The 20,585-nt window shown below is 70.8% G+C and carries 20 protein-coding genes; 11 read left to right on the forward strand and 9 right to left on the reverse strand.

The features are described 5' to 3' along the window. The first annotated feature begins 5 nt into the window (after nt 1-5). The 7 genes from Q9S78_RS00740 (at nt 6) to Q9S78_RS00770 (ending at nt 7,483) form a co-directional block, all read left to right on the forward strand. Nucleotides 6-1,379 (forward strand): glucose-6-phosphate dehydrogenase, encoded by a 1,374-nt coding sequence (locus Q9S78_RS00740; protein ID WP_376716523.1) that lies wholly within the window; start codon nt 6-8, stop codon nt 1,377-1,379. A 46-nt stretch (nt 1,380-1,425) separates the two neighbouring features. Beyond that, nucleotides 1,426-1,998 carry a nitroreductase family protein gene (locus tag Q9S78_RS00745; protein WP_311868200.1) on the forward strand — a complete coding sequence of 191 codons (573 nt, stop codon included), beginning with the start codon at nt 1,426-1,428 and terminating at the stop codon, nt 1,996-1,998. Nucleotides 1,999-2,069: 71 nt separating this feature from the next. Beyond that, a complete protein-coding gene (locus Q9S78_RS00750) occupies nt 2,070-2,789 on the forward strand; it encodes a hypothetical protein (protein ID WP_311868203.1) in 720 nt (239 codons plus the stop codon). Between the two features lie 69 nt (nt 2,790-2,858). Continuing rightward, complete coding sequence (locus Q9S78_RS00755) at nt 2,859-4,496, forward strand: sensor histidine kinase (RefSeq protein WP_116227637.1); 1,638 nt, start codon at nt 2,859-2,861, stop codon at nt 4,494-4,496. 56 nt (nt 4,497-4,552) lie between these two features. Further along, on the forward strand, nt 4,553-5,674 hold the full coding sequence (locus tag Q9S78_RS00760) for a type III polyketide synthase (protein WP_020098486.1): 1,122 nt from the start codon (nt 4,553-4,555) through the stop codon (nt 5,672-5,674). After that, the gene (locus Q9S78_RS00765; RefSeq protein ID WP_311868210.1) at nt 5,671-6,363 is read left to right on the forward strand and encodes a methyltransferase domain-containing protein; all 693 of its coding nucleotides are present in this window, start codon (nt 5,671-5,673) and stop codon (nt 6,361-6,363) included. The genes Q9S78_RS00760 and Q9S78_RS00765 overlap by 4 nt, the downstream gene beginning before the upstream one ends. Next, nucleotides 6,356-7,483 carry an FAD-dependent monooxygenase gene (locus Q9S78_RS00770; RefSeq protein ID WP_311868213.1) on the forward strand — a complete coding sequence of 376 codons (1,128 nt, stop codon included), beginning with the start codon at nt 6,356-6,358 and terminating at the stop codon, nt 7,481-7,483. Before Q9S78_RS00765 ends, Q9S78_RS00770 begins: the two co-directional genes overlap by 8 nt. Before the next feature lie 9 nt (nt 7,484-7,492). On the opposite strand, the gene Q9S78_RS00775 is transcribed toward Q9S78_RS00770, so the two are convergent. After that, the gene (locus tag Q9S78_RS00775) at nt 7,493-8,164 is read right to left on the reverse strand and encodes an HAD family hydrolase (RefSeq protein WP_311868215.1); all 672 of its coding nucleotides are present in this window, start codon (nt 8,162-8,164) and stop codon (nt 7,493-7,495) included. Further along, a complete protein-coding gene (locus Q9S78_RS00780; protein ID WP_311868216.1) occupies nt 8,161-8,991 on the reverse strand; it encodes a UbiA family prenyltransferase in 831 nt (276 codons plus the stop codon). The genes Q9S78_RS00775 and Q9S78_RS00780 overlap by 4 nt, the downstream gene beginning before the upstream one ends. 165 nt (nt 8,992-9,156) lie before the next feature. Here Q9S78_RS00780 and Q9S78_RS00785 point away from each other — a divergent pair, with 165 nt between their 5' ends. After that, entirely contained in the window at nt 9,157-10,479 is a 1,323-nt protein-coding gene (locus Q9S78_RS00785) for an HNH endonuclease signature motif containing protein (protein WP_311868217.1), read from the forward strand. A 141-nt stretch (nt 10,480-10,620) separates the two neighbouring features. Here the strand turns inward: Q9S78_RS00785 and Q9S78_RS00790 are convergent, their stop codons facing one another. Genes Q9S78_RS00790 through Q9S78_RS00800 form a run of 3 tightly spaced genes read right to left on the reverse strand, consistent with a single transcriptional unit; the run spans nt 10,621 to nt 14,390 of the window. Further along, complete coding sequence (locus Q9S78_RS00790) at nt 10,621-11,160, reverse strand: GNAT family N-acetyltransferase (protein WP_311868220.1); 540 nt, start codon at nt 11,158-11,160, stop codon at nt 10,621-10,623. Beyond that, on the reverse strand, nt 11,160-13,373 hold the full coding sequence (locus Q9S78_RS00795) for an ATP-dependent Clp protease ATP-binding subunit (protein ID WP_311868222.1): 2,214 nt from the start codon (nt 13,371-13,373) through the stop codon (nt 11,160-11,162). The genes Q9S78_RS00790 and Q9S78_RS00795 overlap by 1 nt, the downstream gene beginning before the upstream one ends. A 48-nt stretch (nt 13,374-13,421) precedes the next feature. Continuing rightward, on the reverse strand, nt 13,422-14,390 hold the full coding sequence (locus tag Q9S78_RS00800; protein WP_311858191.1) for a GlxA family transcriptional regulator: 969 nt from the start codon (nt 14,388-14,390) through the stop codon (nt 13,422-13,424). 183 nt (nt 14,391-14,573) lie between these two features. Between Q9S78_RS00800 and Q9S78_RS00805 the strand changes: the two genes are divergently transcribed. Both Q9S78_RS00805 and Q9S78_RS00810 read left to right on the forward strand, forming a co-directional pair. Next, a complete protein-coding gene (locus Q9S78_RS00805; protein ID WP_116227647.1) occupies nt 14,574-15,005 on the forward strand; it encodes a hypothetical protein in 432 nt (143 codons plus the stop codon). Nucleotides 15,006-15,048: 43 nt separating this feature from the next. Continuing rightward, a complete protein-coding gene (locus tag Q9S78_RS00810) occupies nt 15,049-15,261 on the forward strand; it encodes a hypothetical protein (protein ID WP_018187588.1) in 213 nt (70 codons plus the stop codon). Nucleotides 15,262-15,280: 19 nt separating this feature from the next. Here the strand turns inward: Q9S78_RS00810 and Q9S78_RS00815 are convergent, their stop codons facing one another. From Q9S78_RS00815 to Q9S78_RS00825, 3 genes are all read right to left on the reverse strand, one after another. Then, nucleotides 15,281-16,375 carry a glycosyltransferase gene (locus Q9S78_RS00815; protein ID WP_311868228.1) on the reverse strand — a complete coding sequence of 365 codons (1,095 nt, stop codon included), beginning with the start codon at nt 16,373-16,375 and terminating at the stop codon, nt 15,281-15,283. Nucleotide 16,376: 1 nt separating this feature from the next. Next, complete coding sequence (locus tag Q9S78_RS00820) at nt 16,377-17,576, reverse strand: glycosyltransferase (protein WP_311868230.1); 1,200 nt, start codon at nt 17,574-17,576, stop codon at nt 16,377-16,379. A 135-nt stretch (nt 17,577-17,711) separates the two neighbouring features. Next, a complete protein-coding gene (locus Q9S78_RS00825) occupies nt 17,712-18,926 on the reverse strand; it encodes a fibronectin type III domain-containing protein (protein WP_311868233.1) in 1,215 nt (404 codons plus the stop codon). Between the two features lie 30 nt (nt 18,927-18,956). On the opposite strand from Q9S78_RS00825, the gene Q9S78_RS00830 reads away from it, so the two are divergent. Continuing rightward, nucleotides 18,957-19,562: a hypothetical protein gene (locus tag Q9S78_RS00830; protein ID WP_018187592.1), complete on the forward strand. Its 606-nt coding sequence runs from the start codon at nt 18,957-18,959 to the stop codon at nt 19,560-19,562. Between the two features lie 94 nt (nt 19,563-19,656). Here the strand turns inward: Q9S78_RS00830 and Q9S78_RS00835 are convergent, their stop codons facing one another. Further along, nucleotides 19,657-20,481 carry a DUF559 domain-containing protein gene (locus tag Q9S78_RS00835; RefSeq protein ID WP_311868236.1) on the reverse strand — a complete coding sequence of 275 codons (825 nt, stop codon included), beginning with the start codon at nt 20,479-20,481 and terminating at the stop codon, nt 19,657-19,659. Between the last annotated feature and the right edge of the window lie 104 nt (nt 20,482-20,585).

A 20,585-nucleotide genomic window follows, 5' to 3' on the forward strand; every position in this document is an offset into this window, starting at 1 on the left:
CTAGGGTGACGCCCATGACGGCCGACACGACCCTGCTCATCCTCGGCGCCTCGGGGGATCTCACCTCGCGGCTGCTGCTCCCCGCGCTCGGGCAGCTGCTCGCACGCGAGCCCGAACGCCGCGTGCGGCTGGCGGGGGCGGGTGTCGAGGAGTGGAGCGATGACGCGTGGCGCGAGACCGTGCAAAAGGCGTTCGCCACGACCGACTCGGAGTCCGCCTTCGAGACCTTGTCGGACACGACTTACACGCGGGCCGACATCACCGACGCTGATCAACTGCAGAAGCTGTTGGATGCCGCCGAGGGCCGGCCCGCGCTCTACTTCGCCGTGCCGCCCGCCGTCGCCGCGAAGGCGTGCGATGCGCTCCGCTCGGTCACGATCCCCGAGGGCACGATCCTCGCGCTCGAGAAGCCGTTCGGGTCGGATGCCGCCACCGCAGAGCACCTCAACGCGACGCTCGCCGAGCTCGTGCCCGAGCGTCAGGTGTTCCGCGTCGACCACTTCCTCGGCCGCTCGACGGTCCTGAACCTGCTGGGCGTCCGCTTCGCGAACCGGCTCATCGAACCGGCGTGGTCGGCGGATCACATCGCGTCGATCCTCGTGCAGTTCGACGAACCACTCGGGCTGGAGGGGCGGGCGGGCTACTACGACAAGGCCGGCGCGCTGACCGACATGATCCAGAGCCACCTGTTGCAGGTGATGGCCTTCGTCACGATGGAGCCCCCGGCATCCCTCGACGAACGGGACCTCCGCGACGCGACGGGCGCCGCCCTGCGAGCCACCGCCGTCTGGGGCGACGATCCGGTGGCCTCGTCGCGTCGCGCGCGTTACACCGCCGGCGCCGTCGACGGCCGCGACTTCCCCTCGTACGTCGACGAGCCCGGCGTCGACCCGAGCCGCGAGACCGAGACGCTCGCCGAGATGACGGTCGAGGTGCGCAACGCCCGGTGGCAGGGCGTTCCGATCACGCTCCGCTCGGGCAAGGCCCTCGGGAACGCCGAGGCGAAGGTCGAGGTGCGCTTCCACCCCGTTCGGCACCTCCCTCGCGGGTTCACCGGCGACCCCGGCCCGACCGTGCTGCGCTTCTCGCTCGGACCCGACTCCATCGCGCTCGACCTGAACGTCAACGGCGAGGCCGACCCGCTCGAACTCGAGAAGGTGACGCTCGAGGCGGAACTCGGCGCAGGGGCGCTGAAGGCGTATGCCGAAGTGCTGTCGGGCATCCTCGACGGCGATGCCATGCTGTCAGTGCGCGGCGACGCCGCCGTCGACTGCTGGCACATCGTCCAGCCCGTCATCGACGCCTGGCGGGACGGGCGCGTCCCTCTCGACGAGTACGTCGCCGGCACCTCGGGGCCGTCCGACTGGGCCACGTCCTAAGGGCTCGGCGAGGCCAAGGCATCGTCGGTGGTGATGGAATAGACGGATGCCGAATCGCACCGCATCCACCGACGCCCCCATCCTCGACGTTCTGACCGAGCGCTGGAGCACGCGGATCTTCGACGCGTCCGCGCCGATCGACGAGCAGGCGCTGGCGTCCGCTCTCGAGGCCGCACGGTGGTCGCCGTCCGCGTCGAACACGCAGCCGTGGCGCTTCATCGTCGCGCGACGGGGAACGGCATCCCACGCGAGCGTGGTGGACACCCTGATGGGGTTCAACCGGGCATGGGCGGCGGATGCGGCGGCTCTCGTCGTGTTCGTCGCGACGACCCGGCAGGACGGCAAGGAGTTGCGCTGGGCGGCGTACGACGTCGGCCAGGCTGCGGCGCACTTCACGATCCAGGCGCACGCGAACGGGCTGAGCACGCATCAGATGGGCGGGTTCCACGCCGACCGCGTCGCGGAGGCCTTCGGTCTGGCCGACGACCAGCGCGCGATCACCGTGATGGCCGTCGGCCCGCTCGGCGACATCGACGCGGCCGGCGACGACCTGCGCGCCCGTGAGGAAGCCCCCCGCGAACGGCGCCCCGTCGCCGAATCGGTGCTCGTCGACGACTGACCGGTCGCGGCGCCCGCCGCTTCTCGATCATTCCGCCCCGATGGGGTCGCGTTGTTGGTTTAGTAGTCCCGATGGACGACGACGACGCCGCCGAGCTGGCCCGCCTGCGCGAACGCGCCTACGGGCGCACCGCTGACATCGCAGGGGATGCTGCAGCGCTGCAGCGCCTGCGCGAGCTCGAAACGCGCGCGGTGCGGGCGCCGAGCGTCGCGCCCGGCGCAGACGACGAGGACGAGAGCGCCCCGGACGCCCCCGGTCCGGCCGAGACGGACCCTCCCGGCGCGCTCACCGGCGGTGATGCCGAGCGCCCGTATCTGGCCCCACGGCGCTGGCCGCGGTGGGTAAAACCCGCCGCCGTGGCCATGGGCGCCGTCGGTCTCGTGGCGGCGACCGTGGCCGTCACCCTGTCGGTCCCGCGAGACGTGCCGCGGTATCCGAATGCGACCGAGGTGACCCGGCTGTCCGAGCTCGTCCCGTTGCGCCCGCAGAACGACTCCGACAGTCGCCGGTACGCGGACTTCCGGGGTTTCTCGGTGTTCACCAACACCGTCGGGACCCCCGCCGACCCGAATCCCGTGCGGTGCCTCAGCATCGTGAGCCCCGAGGAGGCCGCCGACCCGACCATCGGCGAGACCCTCTCGACGTGCGGGGCTGGCCCGTTCCCCGTCTCGGTGACGGCCGTCGTCAGTTCGCTGAGCCCGCCCGCCGCCCGGCAGGCCTACGCGCCCGGGACGGCGATCAACTTCACCCTGGGCGAATCGGGCGTCGAAGTGTGGGTCGCCGATCGGTGATCGCGGATCGGCCGGAGTGGGATACCGTTCGGGTACCTGACGTTCGGTCGAAGGAAGGACGAGGCGACGGTGCCGCTGTTCGAGATGGAAGCCAGCCGATCCGGTCGGATGCGTGTCTTCCTGCGTGCGCAACTGCCCTTCGCGATCGGTGTCGTCTTCATCGCCCTGGTGGGAGCGATCGCGCACCCCGACAGCCTGCGGACGGTCGCGCTGCTCACGGGGCTCGCCGTCGCGGCCCTGGCGACGCTCGCCGCGGCGGTCGTCCCGTGGGAGAAGTTGACTCGCGCGTGGATGATCCTGATAGCGGTGGCCGACCTCCTCACCGTCGCCCTGTTCCGGGCCGAACTGATGCCCTTCGTCCCCGCGGTGACGATCCTCGCGCTCTTCCCGATCCTCTGGCTCGCCTACGGCTTCCCGTGGTACGGCATCGCGGTGGCGGTCATGGGCGCCGTCTTCGTCATCGGCTTCCGATACGTGTACACGGGGGCCTGGCCGACGACGCCCGCTGACTGGGCGAACGTCTTCGCCTTCCCGACCCTCATTGTCGGTATCGCCGTCGTCGTGTTCCTCGCCGCCCGCCAGCTCCATCGCAACAGCATCCGTCTCGCCGAGGCGTCGCGGGCGCAGGAGGAGGCGCTCCGCGAGGCGAAGGATGCCGAGGCGATCGCGCTCGGCATCCTGAACACGGTGAACGCAGGAGTGGCCTTCTACGACAACGAGGGACGCCTCGACGTCGCCAATTCGCTCGCCCATCGCATGGTCGAGATGGTCGGGTTCCGTCTCGACGAACCGCCCTACGCCGGCGACGACGTGCTCGCCGCCGATCGGGTGAGCCGAATCCCTTACGACCAGCAGATCATCCCGCGTGCGCTGCGCGGAGAGGTCATCGACAACCACGTCGAGTGGCTGGGCCCGGCCGACTCGCAGGTCGCGATCCTCGCGTCCTCGGGCCAGGTGCACAGCGAGGACGGCCGCCTCCTGGGTACCGTCATCGTCGCGTACGACGTCACCGAACTGGCAGACGCGGTAGAGGTGCGTGAACAGTTCCTGCGCACCGTCTCGCACGAGCTGCGGACGCCGATCACGAGCATCACCGGCTTCCTCGATCTGCTCGCCGACGCCGCCGATCCGTCGGACGAGAAGCTGCAGCGGTACATCGAGATCGTCTCCCGCAAGACCGACGACCTCTTCCACCGCGTCGGCGACCTGCTGCACGCGACCGAGACGGTCAAGGAGCTCACGATCGCCCCCGTCGACGTCGCGGAGGTCGTGCGGCAGGCCGTCGGCGAGGCGCGGGTTGCCGCATCCGCCCGCGGAATGCGCATCGACATCGTCGGCCCGGGCACCGTCGTCGTCGAGGCGGACGCTCGGCAGCTGCTCGTCGCGGTCACCGAACTGGTGACGAACGCGGTCAAGTTCGGCCAGCCGGACGGCGTGGTGACGGTGGCCTGCCGCACCGACGGCGCAGTCGTCGAGATCGCCGTCACGAACCCGGGCGCGGGTCTCACCCACGCCGAGCAGCGGCGCGTGTTCGACCGCTTCTACCGCACGGCCGAGGCCCGAGCCCGTCAGGTGCAGGGCTTCGGCCTGGGCCTGACGAACCTCCGGACCATCGCGGTCGCGCATTCCGGGAGCATCCGGGTCGACAGCGCCCCGGGCCGCGGGGCGACGTTCACCCTCCGCCTGCCGCTGCGACAGCCCACATAGGTCCGCCACGGTCAACCCGCGGCGCCATGCGCGCCTCCGGCGGTTACGGTGAGGCAATGACCACCCGGATCCTGTCGATCGGCACCGCCGTGCCCCGCGCCCGCCTGCGACAGGACCAGGTGCGCGATCTGTTCGCCGGGCAACCCGGCGCCGATCGCCTCACCAAGCGCCTCATCGGCGCCGCGTTCGACGCCTCGGCGATCGAGACCCGCCACACGGTGCTCGACGATCTCGCCGCAGCCGCCGCTGCGACGGCCGCGCCCGAAGGCGACGAGCGGATGCCGACGGTCACCGCGACGGGCGACCTGCTGTCGCCCTCGACCGGGGCGCGCAACGACGCGTACATCCGACTGGCCCCGCCGCTGTTCGCCGAGGCGGCGCGTAAGGCTCTGGCTGCGGCATCCGTCGATGCGGCCGAGGTCACCCACGTGGTGACCGTGTCGTGCACGGGGATGTTCGCGCCGGGGCCGGACTACCGCCTCGTCCGCGACCTGGGGCTTCCGACGACCGTCGCGCGCTCACATCTCGGGTTCATGGGGTGCGCGGCCGCCGTGCCCGCGCTCCGAACGGCATCGCAGATCTGCGCCGCCCACCCCGACGCCGTGGTTCTCGTCGTCTGCGCGGAGCTCTGCTCACTGCACGTGCGGACCCCGGCGGACCACGACGAGATCGTCTCGGCATCCGTCTTCGCCGACGGTGCCGCCGCGGCGATCGTCAGCGCGGACGCGTCGCGCGCGACCGGGGTCTCGTTCGAGCTCGATCGGTTCGCGACCGTGCTGACCGACGAGGGTGAGAAGGACATGGCCTGGACGATCGGCGACACCGGATTCGAGATGATCCTCTCGGCGGAGGTGCCCCGCATCATCGGTCGCGAGATCCGCGGCGCGGTCGAGTCGTTCCTCGGCGACGACGGCGTCGACACCTGGGCGGTCCACCCCGGCGGTCGCAGCGTGCTGGACCGCGTCGAGACGGGTCTCGCCTTGCCCGCCGACGCGCTGACGGTGTCGCGCGACGTGCTCCGCGACTACGGCAACATGTCGAGCGCGACGATCCTGTTCATCCTCGGCGCGCTGCTCGCCGGCGACCTCGACGACGGCGACCGGGTGGCGACGCTCGCGTTCGGCCCCGGGCTCACCCTCGAGGCGGCACGGCTGACATTCCGGCGGGCGGCGGCATGAACCTCGCCGAACGCGACGCGGCCCTCCGCGAACTGATGGACGACCCGGATTGCGATCCGGTCGCGCTCGCGGCAACCCTCGAACGCTTCGACCTCGTGAACCGCGCGATCGGCGGGTGGGGCCGGGTCTGGCGGCTCGGCATCCGCCCCCGGCTGCAGCGCCTCGGACGACCCGCCCGCGTGCTCGACGTCGGCAGCGGCGGCGGAGACGTGATCGCGCGACTCGCGCAGTGGGCGGAGCGCGACGGGCTCGACGTGCACTGGCTCGGGATCGATCCGGACCCGCGGGCGCTCGAGGTGGCGCGGACGCGCGCGAGCGATCGGGTGAGCTTCGCCGCCACGGATGCCGCGAGCCTCCGCGCGGACGGTGAGACGTTCGACCTCGTCCTGTCGAACCACGTCCTGCATCATCTCGAGGCGGATGAGCTGACCGAGTTCGCCGTCGACACCCGGGCGCTCGCCGACGGGACCGTGATGCACGCCGACATCGAGCGCGGCGCTCTGGCGTATGCGCTCTACGGCATGGGGATCACGGCGCTCGAGCGCGGGACTTTCCTCCGCACCGACGGACTGCGGTCGATCCGCCGGAGCTATCGCGCAGGCGAACTCCGTTCGGCCCTGGGTGAGCCGTGGCGAGTGGCTTCGCCGGCGCCGTTCCGGTTGCTCGCGGTGGCGGACGGCGATGGTTGAGGTCCTCGTCATCGGCGCCGGCCCGGTCGGCACGCTGCTCGCGGCCGAGCTGGCGCGGTTCGGCGTCGACGCCGCCGTGCTGGAGCGCCGCCCCGCCGCCGGCGGCGGATCGCGGGCCATCGGTCTGCACGCCCCGACGCTCGCTGCACTCGAAGCCGGCGGGGCGACCGACCGCATCCTGACCCGGGCGGTCCGCGTGCGCCGCGGCGAGGCGCGCAGCGGCGGGCGCGCGATCGGCGTGGTCGACTTCGGGAGGCTCGACGCGCGGCATCCGTACGTCGCGACGCTGCCGCAGGTCGAGACCGAGGCGGCCCTGCGCGGCGACGGCGCGCGTCCCGAACGCGGCGTGACGGTGACGCGCGTGGCGCCCGACGGCGCTCGCGTGCGGGTCGAGACCGATCACGGGGAGCGGGTCGCGCCGATCGTCGTGGTCGCCGGGGGTGTCGGTGCGCGCGACCTCGTGTACCGCCCCGATGCGCTCCGGCGGACTGCATACCCGGATAGGTATCTGATGACGGATGCCGCCCTCCCGCCGCGTGAGGATGCCGAGACCGCCCTCGTGCACCTGGCTCCGGGAGGCGTGCTGGAGTCGTTCCCGCTGCCGGACGGGCGGCGCCGGTTCGTCGCGTGGGATGCCGGCGGATCGCTCGAGCCGCATGCGCTGGCTCGCCGGCTGAAGGACGCGATGCGTACGCGCGGCGAAGCCGAGGCCGCGGACGTCGTGAGTGAGGCGACCGCGTTCGGCGTGCGGCGCGTGCTCGCTCCGTCGATGCGTCGCGATCGATTGTTCGTCATCGGGGATGCGGCACACGAGATCAGCCCGATCGGCGGGCAGGGCCTCAATCTGGGTCTGCTGGATGCCGCGACCCTCGCGCCCCTTCTCGCGGCATGGGTGCGGCTCGGGTCGGCGCCCGAGGCGGATCTCGCCCAGTGGGAACGCGACCGCCTGCACTCCTCCCGTGTCGCCGGCCGGATGGCGGCCGTGAACATGGGGCTCGGTCGGCCGGTGTCACGCGGCGCCGACGCCGTCCGGTCGCGGGTTCTCGGTTCGCTGCTCGCCGCGACGGGGTCGCTTGTGCCGCACGCCTACGCGATGGGGCTCGACAGCGCCGCGCGGTGAGTGTCGGAGCTACCCCGCCAGTGTGCGGAGGACCGCGACCTCGACGTCGTGCGGGGTCATCGTGGTGCGGTCGATGAGCACGGCCGTGAGGCCGGCCGCGCGCGCACCGGCGGCATCCGTCGTGGCGTCGTCGCCGACGAAGAGACACTCGTCGGGGCGCACGCCGAGTCGCTCGACGAGGGCGGCGAAGGCTGCAGGATCGGGCTTGTGGTGTCCGAGCTGCTCCGAGATGCAGGTGGCGTCGAACAGGTCGGCGAGGCCGACGGCGTCGAGCTTGTCGGTCTGCTGCTCCGTCGAGCCGTTCGTCAGCAGACCGAGCCGGTACCCCCGCCGCCCGAGGTCGCGAAGGAGATCGTGGGTGCCGGGGTACGCCGCCCAGGCGTCACGGTAATCGTCGAGGTAGGACGCGAAGAGGGCGTCGAGTTCGGCCGGCCCGCTCGGGACCGGGAGGCCGAGGTGGTGGAACACATCGCGGAGGCGCGCGCGTCGCTGTTCCGCGAAATCGATCCGTCCGCTCCGCCAGCGCTCGAAGTGCGTCGCCTCGGCCGCGAACCACGCATCGACCGCGGCCGGAGTGACGGCCGCTCCTCGGGAAGCGAGGAACCTGGCGGCGGATGTCTCGGCGGCACCGCGGTGGTCGAAGAGCGTGCCGTCGAGGTCGAACCCGACCGCGCGGATCATGCGGCGCCCGACGCCACCACGAGCTGGAGGGCGAGGACGAGCGCGGCGAGCATCACGAGACGGAAACCGGTGCGGTCGGGGCCGCGACGCCGCATCCGGATCATCACCGCTGCCGCGATTCCCGCGACGAGCAGAGCGAACGCGATCATCGCGAGCGGTGAGGCGCCCTCGATGAGACTGCCGACGAGGACGGCGATAGCGGCGACCACGATGCCGACGACCGCCAGCATGACGGATGCCGCGGGCCCGATCCGGTGCGGCAGACCGCGGACGCCGGTGCGCCGATCGTCGTCGAGGTCGGGCAGGACGTTGGTGAGATGCACCGCGGCGCCCAGCATGGCCCCCGCGAAGGCGGCCCACAGCGCAGCCGGCTGCGGGGCGGGCGCCGAGAGCGTCGCCAGCGAGGGGAAGATCCCGAAGCTGACGAGGAACGGCAGCAGTGATGCGGGCGTCGCCTTGAGTCCGGCGTTGTAGCTCCAGGCCGAGACGAGGGCGATGACGTGGGCGAACAGCATGCCCCAGCCGAGCACCGCCGAGAGCAGGACGGCCACCCCGAGTGCGATCCCCGCCGCGATCCACGCGGTGCGGACGCGGGTGTCGCCTCGGACGAGGGGCTTGTCGGAGCGACCGACGGTCGCGTCGCGGAACAGATCGATCGCGTCGTTCGAGAGACCGACCGAGACCTGACCGGCGAACACCGCGACGACGAGGACGACGAGCCGCCAGGGTTCCAGACCGGCGGCGATGCCGAGGGCGAGGGACAACACGGTGACGACGAGCGAGGGGCCCGGGTGAGTGGAACCCCAGAGGGCCCGTGCGGTTCGCATGCTCGATCCTTTCACGCTCCGGACAGGGCTTGGCTGGGGCCTACTCAGGTACCGAGGGTGGGTCCTTCGCAGATGAGACGTTTCTCACCTTCGGCCGCGTGCGGAGCGTGTGTTTTGAGCGGTTTTCGGGGTCTGGATGTCGGAGGTTGGTGGCAGGGTTCAGGTATGACGGAAGCGGCGGAAACCCCCGGTGGCGAGGCGTATCTCGCGGCCATCGCGGGGATCGTTGCGGACGTCGAGGACGTTGCCCTTGAGCTCGCTCGCGTGCAGATCCGCGAGTTGCGTGTGCTCGCTGCCGCGGGCCGACTGGCGGAGGCGCAGGGCGCGCCCCCGAACGCGAAAGTCACCCTGCACGACATGGTGCTCCGGTCCATTTCGGCCGAGGTCGCCGGGGCGATGCGCACGACCGACCGGACCGTGCAACGCCGGATCGGCGAAGCCCGGGTGACGATCGAAGGATTCCCCGCCGCGGTTGCCGCGTGGGAGGCCGGACGGATCGTGCAGGCGCACGTGAGGGCGATCGTCGAGACCGGGGTGAACCTGCCCGCCGAGTTGTGGGCGAAGTTCGAGAAGGTCGCGATCGAACGCTGCGAAGGCGAGACCCCGAACCGGGTTCGAGGCGAGCTCGAGATCCTCGCCCACCGAATGCACCCCCGGACCTTCGCGGAACGACACGAGGAAGCTGCCGCGGGGCGGTGCGTCCGGTTGATCCCCGGGCGGGACGGAATGTCGGACCTGATCGCGACCCTCCCAACAGTGATCGCGGAGGGAATCCAGGACCGGCTGACACAGCAGGCTCGGGCGATCATCGACACCCGGGACGAACGCAGCACGGGCGAGAACGCCGACGCCGTCGCGACCGATGCGCGCTCGACCGATCAAGTGCGGGCTGATGTGTTCGCCGACCTGCTCCTAGCGGGAACCCCGGCGTTGGATGACACGCGCGACACCACCGCCGGGCCGCTCGGCGCGATCCGTGCGCGGGTTCAGGTGCTGGTTCCCGCGGCGACACTCACCGGCGCCGACGACGGTCCGTGCGACCTGACCGGCCGCTCGCCCATCGACCCGGCCACCGCTCGCACACTCGCCGGCGACACCTTGGTGTGGGAGCGCCTGTTTCACGACCCCATCACCGGAGTCACCGTCGCCACCGACTCGTACCGTGTCCCGTCCGGGATGCGCAGGTTTCTGCAAGCTCGGGACCAGCATTGCCGGTTCCCCGGATGCCGGGTCGCCGCGATCCGCTGCGAAGTCGACCACACGCACGACTACGCGCTGGGCGGGCGGACGGAACTCTCCAACCTCGCGCATCTGTGCCAGAGACATCATTCGATGAAGCAGTTCACCGCATGGCGGGTCCGACAACTGTCGGGTGGCGTCCTCGAATGGACCTCACCCCTCGGCAGGACCTACAGAGAAGACGCACCCACCCCGGCCGTCGCCTTCACACCTGCCACCACAACGCCCGGAGACCCCGCTCCGTTCTGAACCGCCGCTCCCCGACCCCGCACTGCGTGGACCGCGGGCGCCTACCCCAGCTCGCGCACGGGCCTCTCGCCCGCAAACCGGCACGTCCACGAACCGACACCGCTCAGAACCGACACCGCCACGAACCGACACGCGACCGGCTCAGCCCTCCAGGATCCGCTGGAACAGCAGGTGGTCCTGCCACCGCCCCGCGATCCGCAGGTACCTCGGCGCGACCCCGATCTCGGTGAACCCGCATCGCCGCAGCACCGACTGCGACGATGCGTTGTGCAGCAGCGTCGCCGCCTGGATGCGGTGCAGGCCGAGATCCTCAGCGGCGACTCGAGCCACGGCATCCACTGCGGCGGTCATCACGCCTCGTCCACCGAGTTCGCCATCGATCCAGTACCCGAGGTTCGCGCTCTGGAACGGTCCGCGCACGATGCCCGAGAGGTTCACCCGCCCCACGATCCGCTCTCCTGCCTCGAGCACGAACGGAACACCAGTGCCCGCCTCGCGATCGCGCAGCATCGCCTCGATCGCCGACTCCTGACCGGCATCGGTGAAGAAGTGCTCGGCTCGCTCCGGCTCCCATGGCGCCAGCCGCTCTCGATTGCGGCGGTACGCCTCGGCGAGGGCAGCCGCATCCGATCCGACGACCTCGCGCAGGACCACGCCATGCCCCAGCGCGACCGGCGTCATCAGTCGAGCAGCTCCGCCTCGATGGTGTCGTCGCCCGACTCCTCCGGCGGCGACGGCCCGTTGCTCGTCAGCACCAGCTGCGAGCCGTCGACCGCGACATCCACCCGGACCACATCAGCGTCGTGCACGCCGCCCGACAGCAGCGCCATCGCCAACCTGTCCTGGATCTCGGACTGGATCAGACGCCGCAGCGGTCGCGCCCCGAACAGCGGATCGTAGCCGCGCTCGGCGAGCCACGCCCGCGCGTCCGGCGTCACCGCGAGCGTCAACCGGCGGGCGTGCAGCCTCCGCTGCAGCGCATCGACCGCCAGCTCGACGATCTGAGCCAGATCCGACTCGGTCAGCGGTGTGAACATCACGACGTCGTCGAGGCGGTTCAGGAACTCCGGCCGGAACGCCTGCCGCACCATCGCCATGACCTGCTCGCGCTTCGTGTCGTCCGTCAGCGTCGGATCGATCAGCACCGGTGATCCGATGTTGCTCGTCAGGATCAGGATCGTGTTGGTGAAGTCGACCGTCCGCCCCTGGCCGTCGGTCAGCCGTCCGTCGTCGAGCACCTGCAGCAGCACGTCGAACACCTCGGGGTGCGCCTTCTCGACCTCGTCGAGCAGCACCACCGAGTACGGCCGGCGCCGCACCGCCTCGGTCAACTGGCCGCCCTGCTCGTATCCGACGTACCCCGGAGGTGCGCCGACGAGCCGCGCGACGGCGTGCTTCTCGCCGTACTCGCTCATGTCGATGCGGACCATCGCGCGCTCGTCGTCGAAGAGGAACTCCGCGAGCGCCTTCGCGAGCTCGGTCTTGCCGACACCGGTCGGCCCCAGGAACAGGAACGAGCCGGTCGGCCGGTTCGGGTCGCTGATCCCCGCGCGCGACCGACGCACGGCATCCGCCACCGTCTTCACGGCCGGCTTCTGCCCGATCAACCGCTTGCCCAGCTCCGACTCGAGGTGCACCAGTCGAGCGCTCTCGCTCTGCAGCAGCTTTCCGACCGGGATGCCGGTCCACACGGCGATGACCTCGGCGATGTCCTCCTCGGTCACCCGATCGCCCACCATCCGCTCGGCCCCATCACCGACGGCACCCTCCGCGATCTCCGCCTCGGCGAGCTTGCGCTCGAGCGCCGGGATCTCCGCGTACAGCAGCCGCGACGCACGTTCGAGGTCGCCCTCGCGCTGCGCGCGCTCCGCCTCGACGCGCAGGGCATCGAGGCGCGTCTTGTAATCACCGACCGCGTTCAGCGACGCGCGCTCCCGCTCCCACCGCGCCTGCAGGTCGTCGAGCTGCTGCTGCACCTTCACGAGCTGGTCGCGCAGCGCCGCGAGACGCTCCTTCGACGCGTCGTCCTTCTCCTTCTTGAGCGCCAGCTCCTCGAGCTTGAGCCGATCCGCGTGACGACGCAGCTCGTCGATCTCGAGCGGCGCGGAGTCGATCTCCATGCGCAGGCGCGACGCGGCCTCGTCGATCAGGTCGATCGCTTTGTCGGGCAGCTGCCGCGCCGGGATGTACCTGTTCGACAGCGCCGCCGCCGCCACCAGGGCGCCGTCCGAGATCGCGACCTTGTGGTGCGCCTCGTACCGCTCCTTGAGCCCGCGGAGGATCGCGATCGTGTCCTCGACGCTCGGCTCGCCGACGTACACCTGCTGGAAGCGCCGCTCCAGTGCGGCATCCTTCTCGATGAACTCGCGGTACTCGTCGAGGGTCGTCGCACCGATCAGGCGCAGCTCCCCGCGCGCCAGCATGGGCTTCAGCATGTTGGATGCCGCGACCGACCCCTCGCCGCCGCCGGCTCCCATCAGCGTGTGCAGCTCGTCGATGAACGTGATCACGCGCCCCTCGGACTCCGTGATCTCCTTGAGGACGCTCTTCAGCCGCTCCTCGAACTGCCCGCGGTACATCGCCCCGGCGACGAGCGCGGAGATGTCGAGCGCGATGAGTTCCTTGCCCTTCAACGACTCCGCGACGTCTCCCGCGACGATGCGCTGGGCGAGCCCTTCGACGACGGCGGTCTTGCCGACGCCGGGCTCGCCGATGAGCACCGGGTTGTTCTTCGTGCGCCGCGTGAGCACCTGACTGACCCGGCGGATCTCGCCGTCCCGTCCGATGACCGGGTCGAGCTTGCCCTGCCGCGCACGGTCGGTGAGGTTGATTCCGAACTGCTCCAGGGCGCTGCCCTGACCGCCCTGGCCGGATGCCGGTTGTGCGTTCATCATCTGCTCCTGAAAGCTCTTAAAAACTTGAGTCCGTCAGGCTCAACTTTATCACGACGCCATGACGGCGGCGCAGGCGAAGCGGGACCGGTATGCCGTCGGCGTCGTCCCAAGGACCCGGCCGAAGTTCTGCCTCAGCACGGCCGCCGAACCGAAACCGCACTCGTACGCGATCGCGTCCAGTCCAAGGTCGGTCTGTTCGAGCAGGCGCTGCGCATGGAGGATCCGCTGCCGCCCCAACCACGCCGCCGGCGTCGTCCCGTAGTCGGCCTTGAACCGCCGCGCGAACGTCCGCTGCGACATGTGCGCCTTCGCCGCCAGCTGGTCGACCGACAGGTCGCGCCGCAGGTTCTCCAGCATCCACTCGGTCACCGGCGTCAGCGAGAGCGAGGTCGACACCGGCAACGGCGACGCGATGAACTGCGCCTGGCCGCCGTCGCGCTGCGGGGGCACCACCATGCGCCGTGCGATCGTGTTCGCCGCCTCGGCCCCGAGTTCGAGCCGCAGCAGATGCAGGCACGCGTCGAGCCCGGCCGCCGTTCCGGCGCTCGTGATGATCCGCCCCGACTGCACGTAGAGCACGTTCGGGTCGACCTCGATGTCGGGGTACATGCTCGCCATGGTCTCGGCGTAGCGCCAGTGCGTCGTCGCGCGCTGCCCCGACAGGACACCGGATGCCGCGACCGCGAACGCCCCGCTGCACACCGTCAGCACCCATGCGCCTCGCGCGACTGCCCTGCGGATCACGTCGAGCACCCGCTCGTCCACGCTGCCCCACGCCTCCCGGGGGATCGGCGTGATGACGACGACGTCCGCCTCGTCCGCGAACGTCAGATCGTGATCGACGTTGATGGAGAACGCGAGGTTGCTGGGGATCGCGCCGGGATCAGGGGTCACGATCCGGAAGTCGAAGTTCGGGATGCCGTCGTCGCTGCGATCGAGCCCGAACGCCTCGCAGGCGAGCCCGAACTCGAAGGGCGCGAACCCGCTCTGGACGACGCAGGCGACGGTGCGGATCATGGCGTTCTCCCCGGATGGTGTTCGGCTGGCAGGATTCCTGCGAGCAGCGTCGATGCGGCCATTGATGGCAGGATGCGAGCAAGCATAGCGTTCCTGCCACGACGGCGGCATGTCCCCCGGAGCACCCCCCTTCCGCCCCGCGGGACCACGCCCCTAGACTCGGGTCCCCGCGAGAGGACAGCCATGACCGACCCCGTCCCGCCGGACGCGCACCAGCCGCCGCAGTACTCACCCCAGTACCCACCCCAGGGGCAGCCGTCCTACCCGTACGGCACTCCTCCTCCGGCGGGCGGTGCCGGAAGCGGCCGCGGCTTCGCCATCGCCGCGCTGCTCGTGGCGGCGGCTCCCGTCCTCCTCGGCGGACTCTGGCCGGCCATCACCATCCAGCTGTATCGGTCGGTCTACGACCCGCAGTTGTACGGCATCGTCAACGCCGTGTTCTCGCTCTTCACCTGCGCCCTCGCCGTCGTCGCCCTCATCCTCGGGTTCATCGCGGTGCGCCGGGATGCCGGGGCCCGCCTCCTCGGCGGGATCGCGATCGGCCTCGCGGCCGCGACCCTCGTGGGGACGGTCCTGGGGTTCCTCTCCTCCACGGTCGGCGGACAGTTCCTCTGACCGCTTTTCCTCCAACCGCTGCGGTAACGGCTAGGTTGTGACCATGGAACTCGGATTCGCAGCCGTCGTCGTCGCGATCGTCGCCCTGAGCCTTGTCGTCGCACGTCGACGCGCGCGACTCGACCGCTCGGTGACCGATGAAGAGGGTCACGGCGCGGCTGCGCGTCGCGGTGCCGACTCCGAAGCGCGCATGGCGAAGGCCACGGCCGTCTACGTCGACAACCGCAGCAACGCGGGCGGCGCCGGCGGCATCTGACCCCGGCCCCTGACCCGGCTCAGCGCCGCGTCAGATCGGTCGCCGCGGCGAGCAGGATCTTCGCCGACCGAGCCCATTCGAACGAGCGGATGTGACGCGTCCCCGCCTCGACGAGTCGCCCCCGCATCCCGGGTTCATCGAGCGACCGCACGGCGCGGGCGACGGCTTCCGGATCGAGCGGATCGACGTAGAGCGCGCCGTCTCCGGCCACCTCGCGGAAGATCTCCATGTCGGTCACCACCGCGGGCACCCCGAGTTCGAGCGCTTCGGCCACCGGCAGCCCGTAGCCTTCGTCGAGACTCGTCGTGACGAGAGCGGCGTCGTCTGCCAGGAGCGCGGCGTAGGCGGCATCCGTCACCCCGTCGTGGAAGACGACCGACGCCCCGCCGGCCAGCGCCGCCAGCTCGGCGCGACGCTCGGGCGTGATGCGCGACAGCAGGTGGAGGGTGTGATCCGGCAGCTCCCGCATGGCCGCGACGAGCGTCTCGACGTTCTTGTACGGCATGAACGAGCCCATGTAGACGAGGTTCCGAACGGGGCCGGAGCCCACGACGGCACCGTCGGGGAGCAGTTCGGCGAGGCGCTGCGGCGCGTTCGGGATCACGACGACCGGGCGCTTCGTCAGCCGCACGCGGGCGAACTGGCGCGCGCTCGTCTCGCTGACGGTCGCGACGAGGTCGGCGGCGTTCAGCGTCCACCGCTGCGGCCAGTACGACAGGTGGAACAGCCGCCAGCCGACACGCACGTACCAGGGCAGCGCCCGCGGCGGCGTCCGGTGCCGGTAGTAGATGGTGTCGTGCAGCGTCAGGACGAGGCGGAACCGCCGGCCGGCCGACCCGATCGTCTGCATCGGCGAGAACAGCACGTCCGGCCTGTGGCGGTTCAGCAGCAGCGACGAGAACGGTTCCTTCACCGACGTGGGCGCGTGGATCGTCAGGGTGATCGCATCGGCGGGCAGGAAGGCGCGCTGCCGATCGTCGTGGATCAGGTAGGTGACCTCGGTGCGGTAGGCGGATGCGGCATCCGCAACCGCCTGCGCGAGCTCGGCGGAGTAGCGGCTGATGCCGTCGTGGAAGTCGGTGCGGATGTAACGTGCGTCGAAGAACAGACGCATCTCAGCCGCCGAGCGGTTCGCCGCGGTAGAGCTTCTCGAAGGTGTCGAGGGTCCGCTCGATGTCGTGGATCTCGACGCCGTGGAGCGAGGCCTGCTGCATCCGCGAGTACTCGGCTTGGTCCGCCGTCAGCACGGTGCGGATCTTCTCGGCCAGCTCGTCGGCGTTGCCCGGCTCGAACAGGTAGCCGTTCTCGCCGTCGTGGACGAGGTGGGGCAGCGCGACGGCGTTCGCCGCGATGACGGGAAGGCCCGAGGCCATGGCCTCCATCGTCGCGATGGACTGCAGCTCGGCGACCGAGGCGATGACGAAGACGTCGGCGCGGGTGTAGGCGGCGCGGAGCTCCCCTTCGGACACCCGCCCGAGGAAGGTCACCCGGTCGGTGAGGCCGAGACGCTCGGTCACCTGACCGAGGCTCTTGCGCTGATCGCCGCCGCCGACGATCTCGAACTGGATGTCGAGATCGGGCAGCTTCGTGATCGCCTCGAGCGTGACCTCGACGTGCTTTTCGGTCGTCAGGCGGCCGACGAACAGCACCCGGCGGCGGTTCTCCCGCGGCTCGAGGTTCGGCGTGTAGTTGCTCTGGCGGATGCCGCAGCTGATCGGCACGACACCGGAGATGTCGATCGTGTCCTCGAGGAACTCGGCGGCCTTGCGCGTGGGCGTGGTCACCGCGCGCGACATCTTGAACGTGCGCTCCGCGTCGGCCCACGCGATCTTGAGGAAGATGTCGTACAGGAACTTCGGCAGCAGCGTGAAGTCCAGGATGTTGTCGGCCATGATGTGGTTCGTCGCGACGACGGGGATGCCGCGCTGGTTCGCGATACGGGTCAGGGCGCGACCGATCACGATGTGCGACTGGCTGTGCACGACATCCGCGTCGACCTCGTCGAGCAGCCGGCGCGAGTAGTGCTTGCCCATCCACGGCAGGACGAACCGCAGCCAGTCGTGCGGCCGGTAGCGCCAGCCGGGAAGGCGGTGCACCGTGAGCGGCTGGCCCTCGATGTCCTCGGTGAAGACGCCGTGGTTGCGGTGCCCGACGCTCGGCGTCGCGACGTGGACGTCGTGACCGCGTGCGGCGAGGCCCGCGGCGAGGCGCTCGGTGAAGCGAGCCCCTCCGTTGACGTCGGGCGCGAACGTGTCGGCCGCGATCACGATGGTGAGGGGTCCGCGCTCGGGTGCGGGATCGTCCGGGGGCGTCATGGTCACGGGGTACGGGCCAATCTGTGCGTCGGAGGCAAGGGGCTTTCTCGCCGATGGGGCGCAGGGATGTGCGGGGCGCCGGGGCTCGATTCTAGCCCGGGACCGGGGCGTCCTCCGGTGGAGGATCGGCGCGCCTCAGCGGAGGCCCACGCGGACGGCGAGCGGATGGTGGTCCGACCCGAGTGGTCCGATCCACTTGCCGCGCGCGGTCTTCCCCGCGTTCTTCCACGAGTAGACGACCGACCGCGAGGGCCGTACGAGCACCTTGTCGATGTGGTCGCCCCAGGTCACGCTCGTGAAGGGCGTCAGCGACATGGTCGGATTCGCCGTGTTGTAGTGCTGCAGGCTGAGGGTGCGCGCCTGGTCGTACGCGTCGTGCCACCCGCGCTTCTCGAGGGCGGCCATGGTGCCGTCGCCCACGCGCGACTTGTGCGAGTTGAGGTCGCCCACGATCATGACGGGCGCCTTCGTCCAGTCGGTCAGCGACCGGTGCGTCTTGTTGAGCTTCGTGAGCGTCGCGGTCACGGCATCCGCCAGCTTGCCGGCCTCGTACTGGCGTTGACGGACGACGGATGCCGACGTCCCGACCACGAGGTGCGTGTCGACGACGAGGAGGTAGGCGCCGGAACTGTGCCGGACGGCGGCCCACGACATCCCCTTGCCCGCCGAGGCGTACTGCGACGGGAACAGCACGGCGCCCGAGGTGGCGCCGCCCGACTTGGCGGCGACGCGGGTGAACCGGCCGTTGCGGATGAGGATGTCGTTCTGCCCGTTGTACGCGAAGGTGTAGCCGCTGGGCGGCGTCGTGTACTTCGACGCTTCCTGCAGGGCGACGATGTCGGGGGCGAGTTCGGTGATGCGCTTGTTGATGACGTTCTTGCGCGTCGAGAAACCGGAGCAGACGTTCGAGCACACGTTCCAGCTGACCGCGAGGTAGCTCGGCGAGCCCGCGGGCAACGTCGCCTGCGCCGTGATCGTCTCGTGGGCCACCGGCGATGACCGGGGCCCCATGCCCGCGGCCGAGACGCCGCGCACCTGGATGAAGTAGGCGACCCCCGGCTTCAGCCCGGTGACGGTCGCCTTCGAGGAGGTGACCTTCTGGTTGATCGGCTGCGCGGGTCGGGTGACCAGGTCGTGGCTGGTGTTCGCGTAGACGTAATAGCTCGTCGCGCCGGGGATGTCTGCCCAGTCGACGGTCAGCGACGTCAGCGAGGCGCCGACGTAGTTGACGAGCCCTGGCTTGGCGGGGACGTTGCCGGCGGCAGCCGCCGGCGAGACGGGGAGGGCGAGACTGAGCGCGATCGCGACGATCACTGCGACGGCGCTGCGGACGTGGGGGGCGCGCAGCATAGGCGGATCCTAGCAACCTACGCTGGAGCGATGACGCCTCTCACCGGCCTCCGCCTCTCCGCCCAGGTGGACCCCGCTCAGTGGGTCCCGATCACCGGTTCGTTCGGGTTCCGCGGGCGCCGCGCCCGCAAGAAGGCGATCGGGATGCTCCTCGCCCAGGCGAACGCCGCCTTCGGTCGCGAGCAGCCCGGCAGCAAGGTCGCCGCGTGGGCGATGAGCCAGGCGATCCCCGCCCTCATGCGCCGCGCCGACGGTCGCCTGCTCGCGTGGGTGTGGAAGGACGACCCCGAACTCCTCGTCGCGATGGCGCAGGTGCAGGAGCTCACGCCCCAGCTGCGGACCATGCGCGCGAGCATGCCGATCGAGTACGACGACACGGTCAGCTTCACCGGCTCCCCGCTCGGCGTGGCCGAGAAGCTCGAGATGCCCCTGCCGCCGAACCCGCGCCAGACGCCCTTCGCGTCGTACACGTGGGACACCGGCACCCACCTCGTCACCCTCACCGCCGTCATCTCCGACCGCGAGCGCTTCGGCACCGTCATCCCCGCCGTCGACGCCCTCGCCCGCTCGCTCCGCCTCGTGACCGACCTGACGGTCGGCGAGGGCCCCGGCACCCTCCGCATCGACCCCGCCTGACCCCCGGCATCCGCTCGGCCGTCGGCGAGGCGTCGAGCCGACGCAATCTGCACCTATCGCCAACGGATGAGCACAGTTCGCGTCGGCTCGAGCATCAGGGACGATAGCCGCGCTCAAGGAGCGCGGCGTGCACGCGCGCGAGGATGCTGCGACGCTCGGGACCGCGGTGCGAGCGATTCACGCGGATCACGCGCCAGCCGGCGGCGGCCAGCGCATCGAGGCGTTCGACGTCGCGCGCATACTGGCGATCGTCCAGCCGGTGCTGCTGCCCGTCGTACTCGAGCAGCACCTTCGTCGGCGCGTGCACGAGGTCGCCGTACGCCAGGAAGGTGCCCCGCGCATCGCGGATGACCTCGTTGACGGCGAACTCGGGAAGGCCCACGTCCGCCGCGTCGAGGCGGAGAAGCGTCTCAGCCACGGAATCCGTCCGCTCACGAGCGCGGATGAGCGCACGTCGCAGCCTGCCGACATGGCGCGTTCGCTCGCGCTCCTCGACGGCCTGCGCGAGGTCGCCGATCGCCAGAGCGGGCTGCTGCCTCCGCATGAGCGAGTCCGCCGCGACGACGAGTTCACGGTCATCGAGAAGGGATGCCGCCTGGCACCACGCGGCGGACGGTTCGACGCATGGCAACCCGCCGACCACGTGACGGACAGGCGCCGCCGCTTCGTGCCCCCGGACAGCTGTGCCGCGCGCACGTCCCGTCGGCCGGACAGCCGAGACATCCACTTCCGCCCTCAGACGGTCGGGGATCCACCCGCCTGCGAGCGCGATCGCCGTCGCGTGCGAGAAGTGCTCGCCAGGGCGCAGCTTTGGCACGTACGCGACCGCGCGGGCGACGGTGCCGGTCGGATCGTGCCGTGCGCGGACCCCGCGATACGGCCGCGACAGGTCCCGCCCCCGCAAGCGCGCGTACGTCACCCCGGCATCCTGCGCCTCAGCGAGGGCGAACGCAGGTGGAAGGTGTGCAGGCAACGGCGTCGGCGGTCTCACCCCCAGAGGCTCGCCCGCCCGCCACCCGAGCT

Origin of the sequence: Microbacterium aquilitoris (assembly GCF_031932285.1) — a bacterium.
Taxonomy (GTDB): domain Bacteria; phylum Actinomycetota; class Actinomycetes; order Actinomycetales; family Microbacteriaceae; genus Microbacterium; species Microbacterium aquilitoris.

Bases quoted from the DNA above. Each gene is read 5' to 3' on its own strand.
- Q9S78_RS00745 (WP_311868200.1), top strand. From the start codon at position 1,426: ATGCCGAATCGCACCGCATCCACCGACGCCCCCATCCTCGACGTTCTG.
- Q9S78_RS00750 (WP_311868203.1), top strand. From the start codon at position 2,070: ATGGACGACGACGACGCCGCCGAGCTGGCCCGCCTGCGCGAACGCGCC.
- Q9S78_RS00760 (WP_020098486.1), top strand. From the start codon at position 4,553: ATGACCACCCGGATCCTGTCGATCGGCACCGCCGTGCCCCGCGCCCGC.
- Q9S78_RS00765 (WP_311868210.1), top strand. From the start codon at position 5,671: ATGAACCTCGCCGAACGCGACGCGGCCCTCCGCGAACTGATGGACGAC.
- Q9S78_RS00770 (WP_311868213.1), top strand. From the start codon at position 6,356: ATGGTTGAGGTCCTCGTCATCGGCGCCGGCCCGGTCGGCACGCTGCTC.
- Q9S78_RS00775 (WP_311868215.1), bottom strand. From the start codon at position 8,164: ATGATCCGCGCGGTCGGGTTCGACCTCGACGGCACGCTCTTCGACCAC.
- Q9S78_RS00780 (WP_311868216.1), bottom strand. From the start codon at position 8,991: ATGCGAACCGCACGGGCCCTCTGGGGTTCCACTCACCCGGGCCCCTCG.
- Q9S78_RS00785 (WP_311868217.1), top strand. From the start codon at position 9,157: ATGACGGAAGCGGCGGAAACCCCCGGTGGCGAGGCGTATCTCGCGGCC.
- Q9S78_RS00790 (WP_311868220.1), bottom strand. From the start codon at position 11,160: ATGACGCCGGTCGCGCTGGGGCATGGCGTGGTCCTGCGCGAGGTCGTC.
- Q9S78_RS00795 (WP_311868222.1), bottom strand. From the start codon at position 13,373: ATGATGAACGCACAACCGGCATCCGGCCAGGGCGGTCAGGGCAGCGCC.
- Q9S78_RS00800 (WP_311858191.1), bottom strand. From the start codon at position 14,390: ATGATCCGCACCGTCGCCTGCGTCGTCCAGAGCGGGTTCGCGCCCTTC.
- Q9S78_RS00805 (WP_116227647.1), top strand. From the start codon at position 14,574: ATGACCGACCCCGTCCCGCCGGACGCGCACCAGCCGCCGCAGTACTCA.
- Q9S78_RS00810 (WP_018187588.1), top strand. From the start codon at position 15,049: ATGGAACTCGGATTCGCAGCCGTCGTCGTCGCGATCGTCGCCCTGAGC.
- Q9S78_RS00815 (WP_311868228.1), bottom strand. From the start codon at position 16,375: ATGCGTCTGTTCTTCGACGCACGTTACATCCGCACCGACTTCCACGAC.
- Q9S78_RS00820 (WP_311868230.1), bottom strand. From the start codon at position 17,576: ATGACGCCCCCGGACGATCCCGCACCCGAGCGCGGACCCCTCACCATC.
- Q9S78_RS00825 (WP_311868233.1), bottom strand. From the start codon at position 18,926: ATGCTGCGCGCCCCCCACGTCCGCAGCGCCGTCGCAGTGATCGTCGCG.
- Q9S78_RS00830 (WP_018187592.1), top strand. From the start codon at position 18,957: ATGACGCCTCTCACCGGCCTCCGCCTCTCCGCCCAGGTGGACCCCGCT.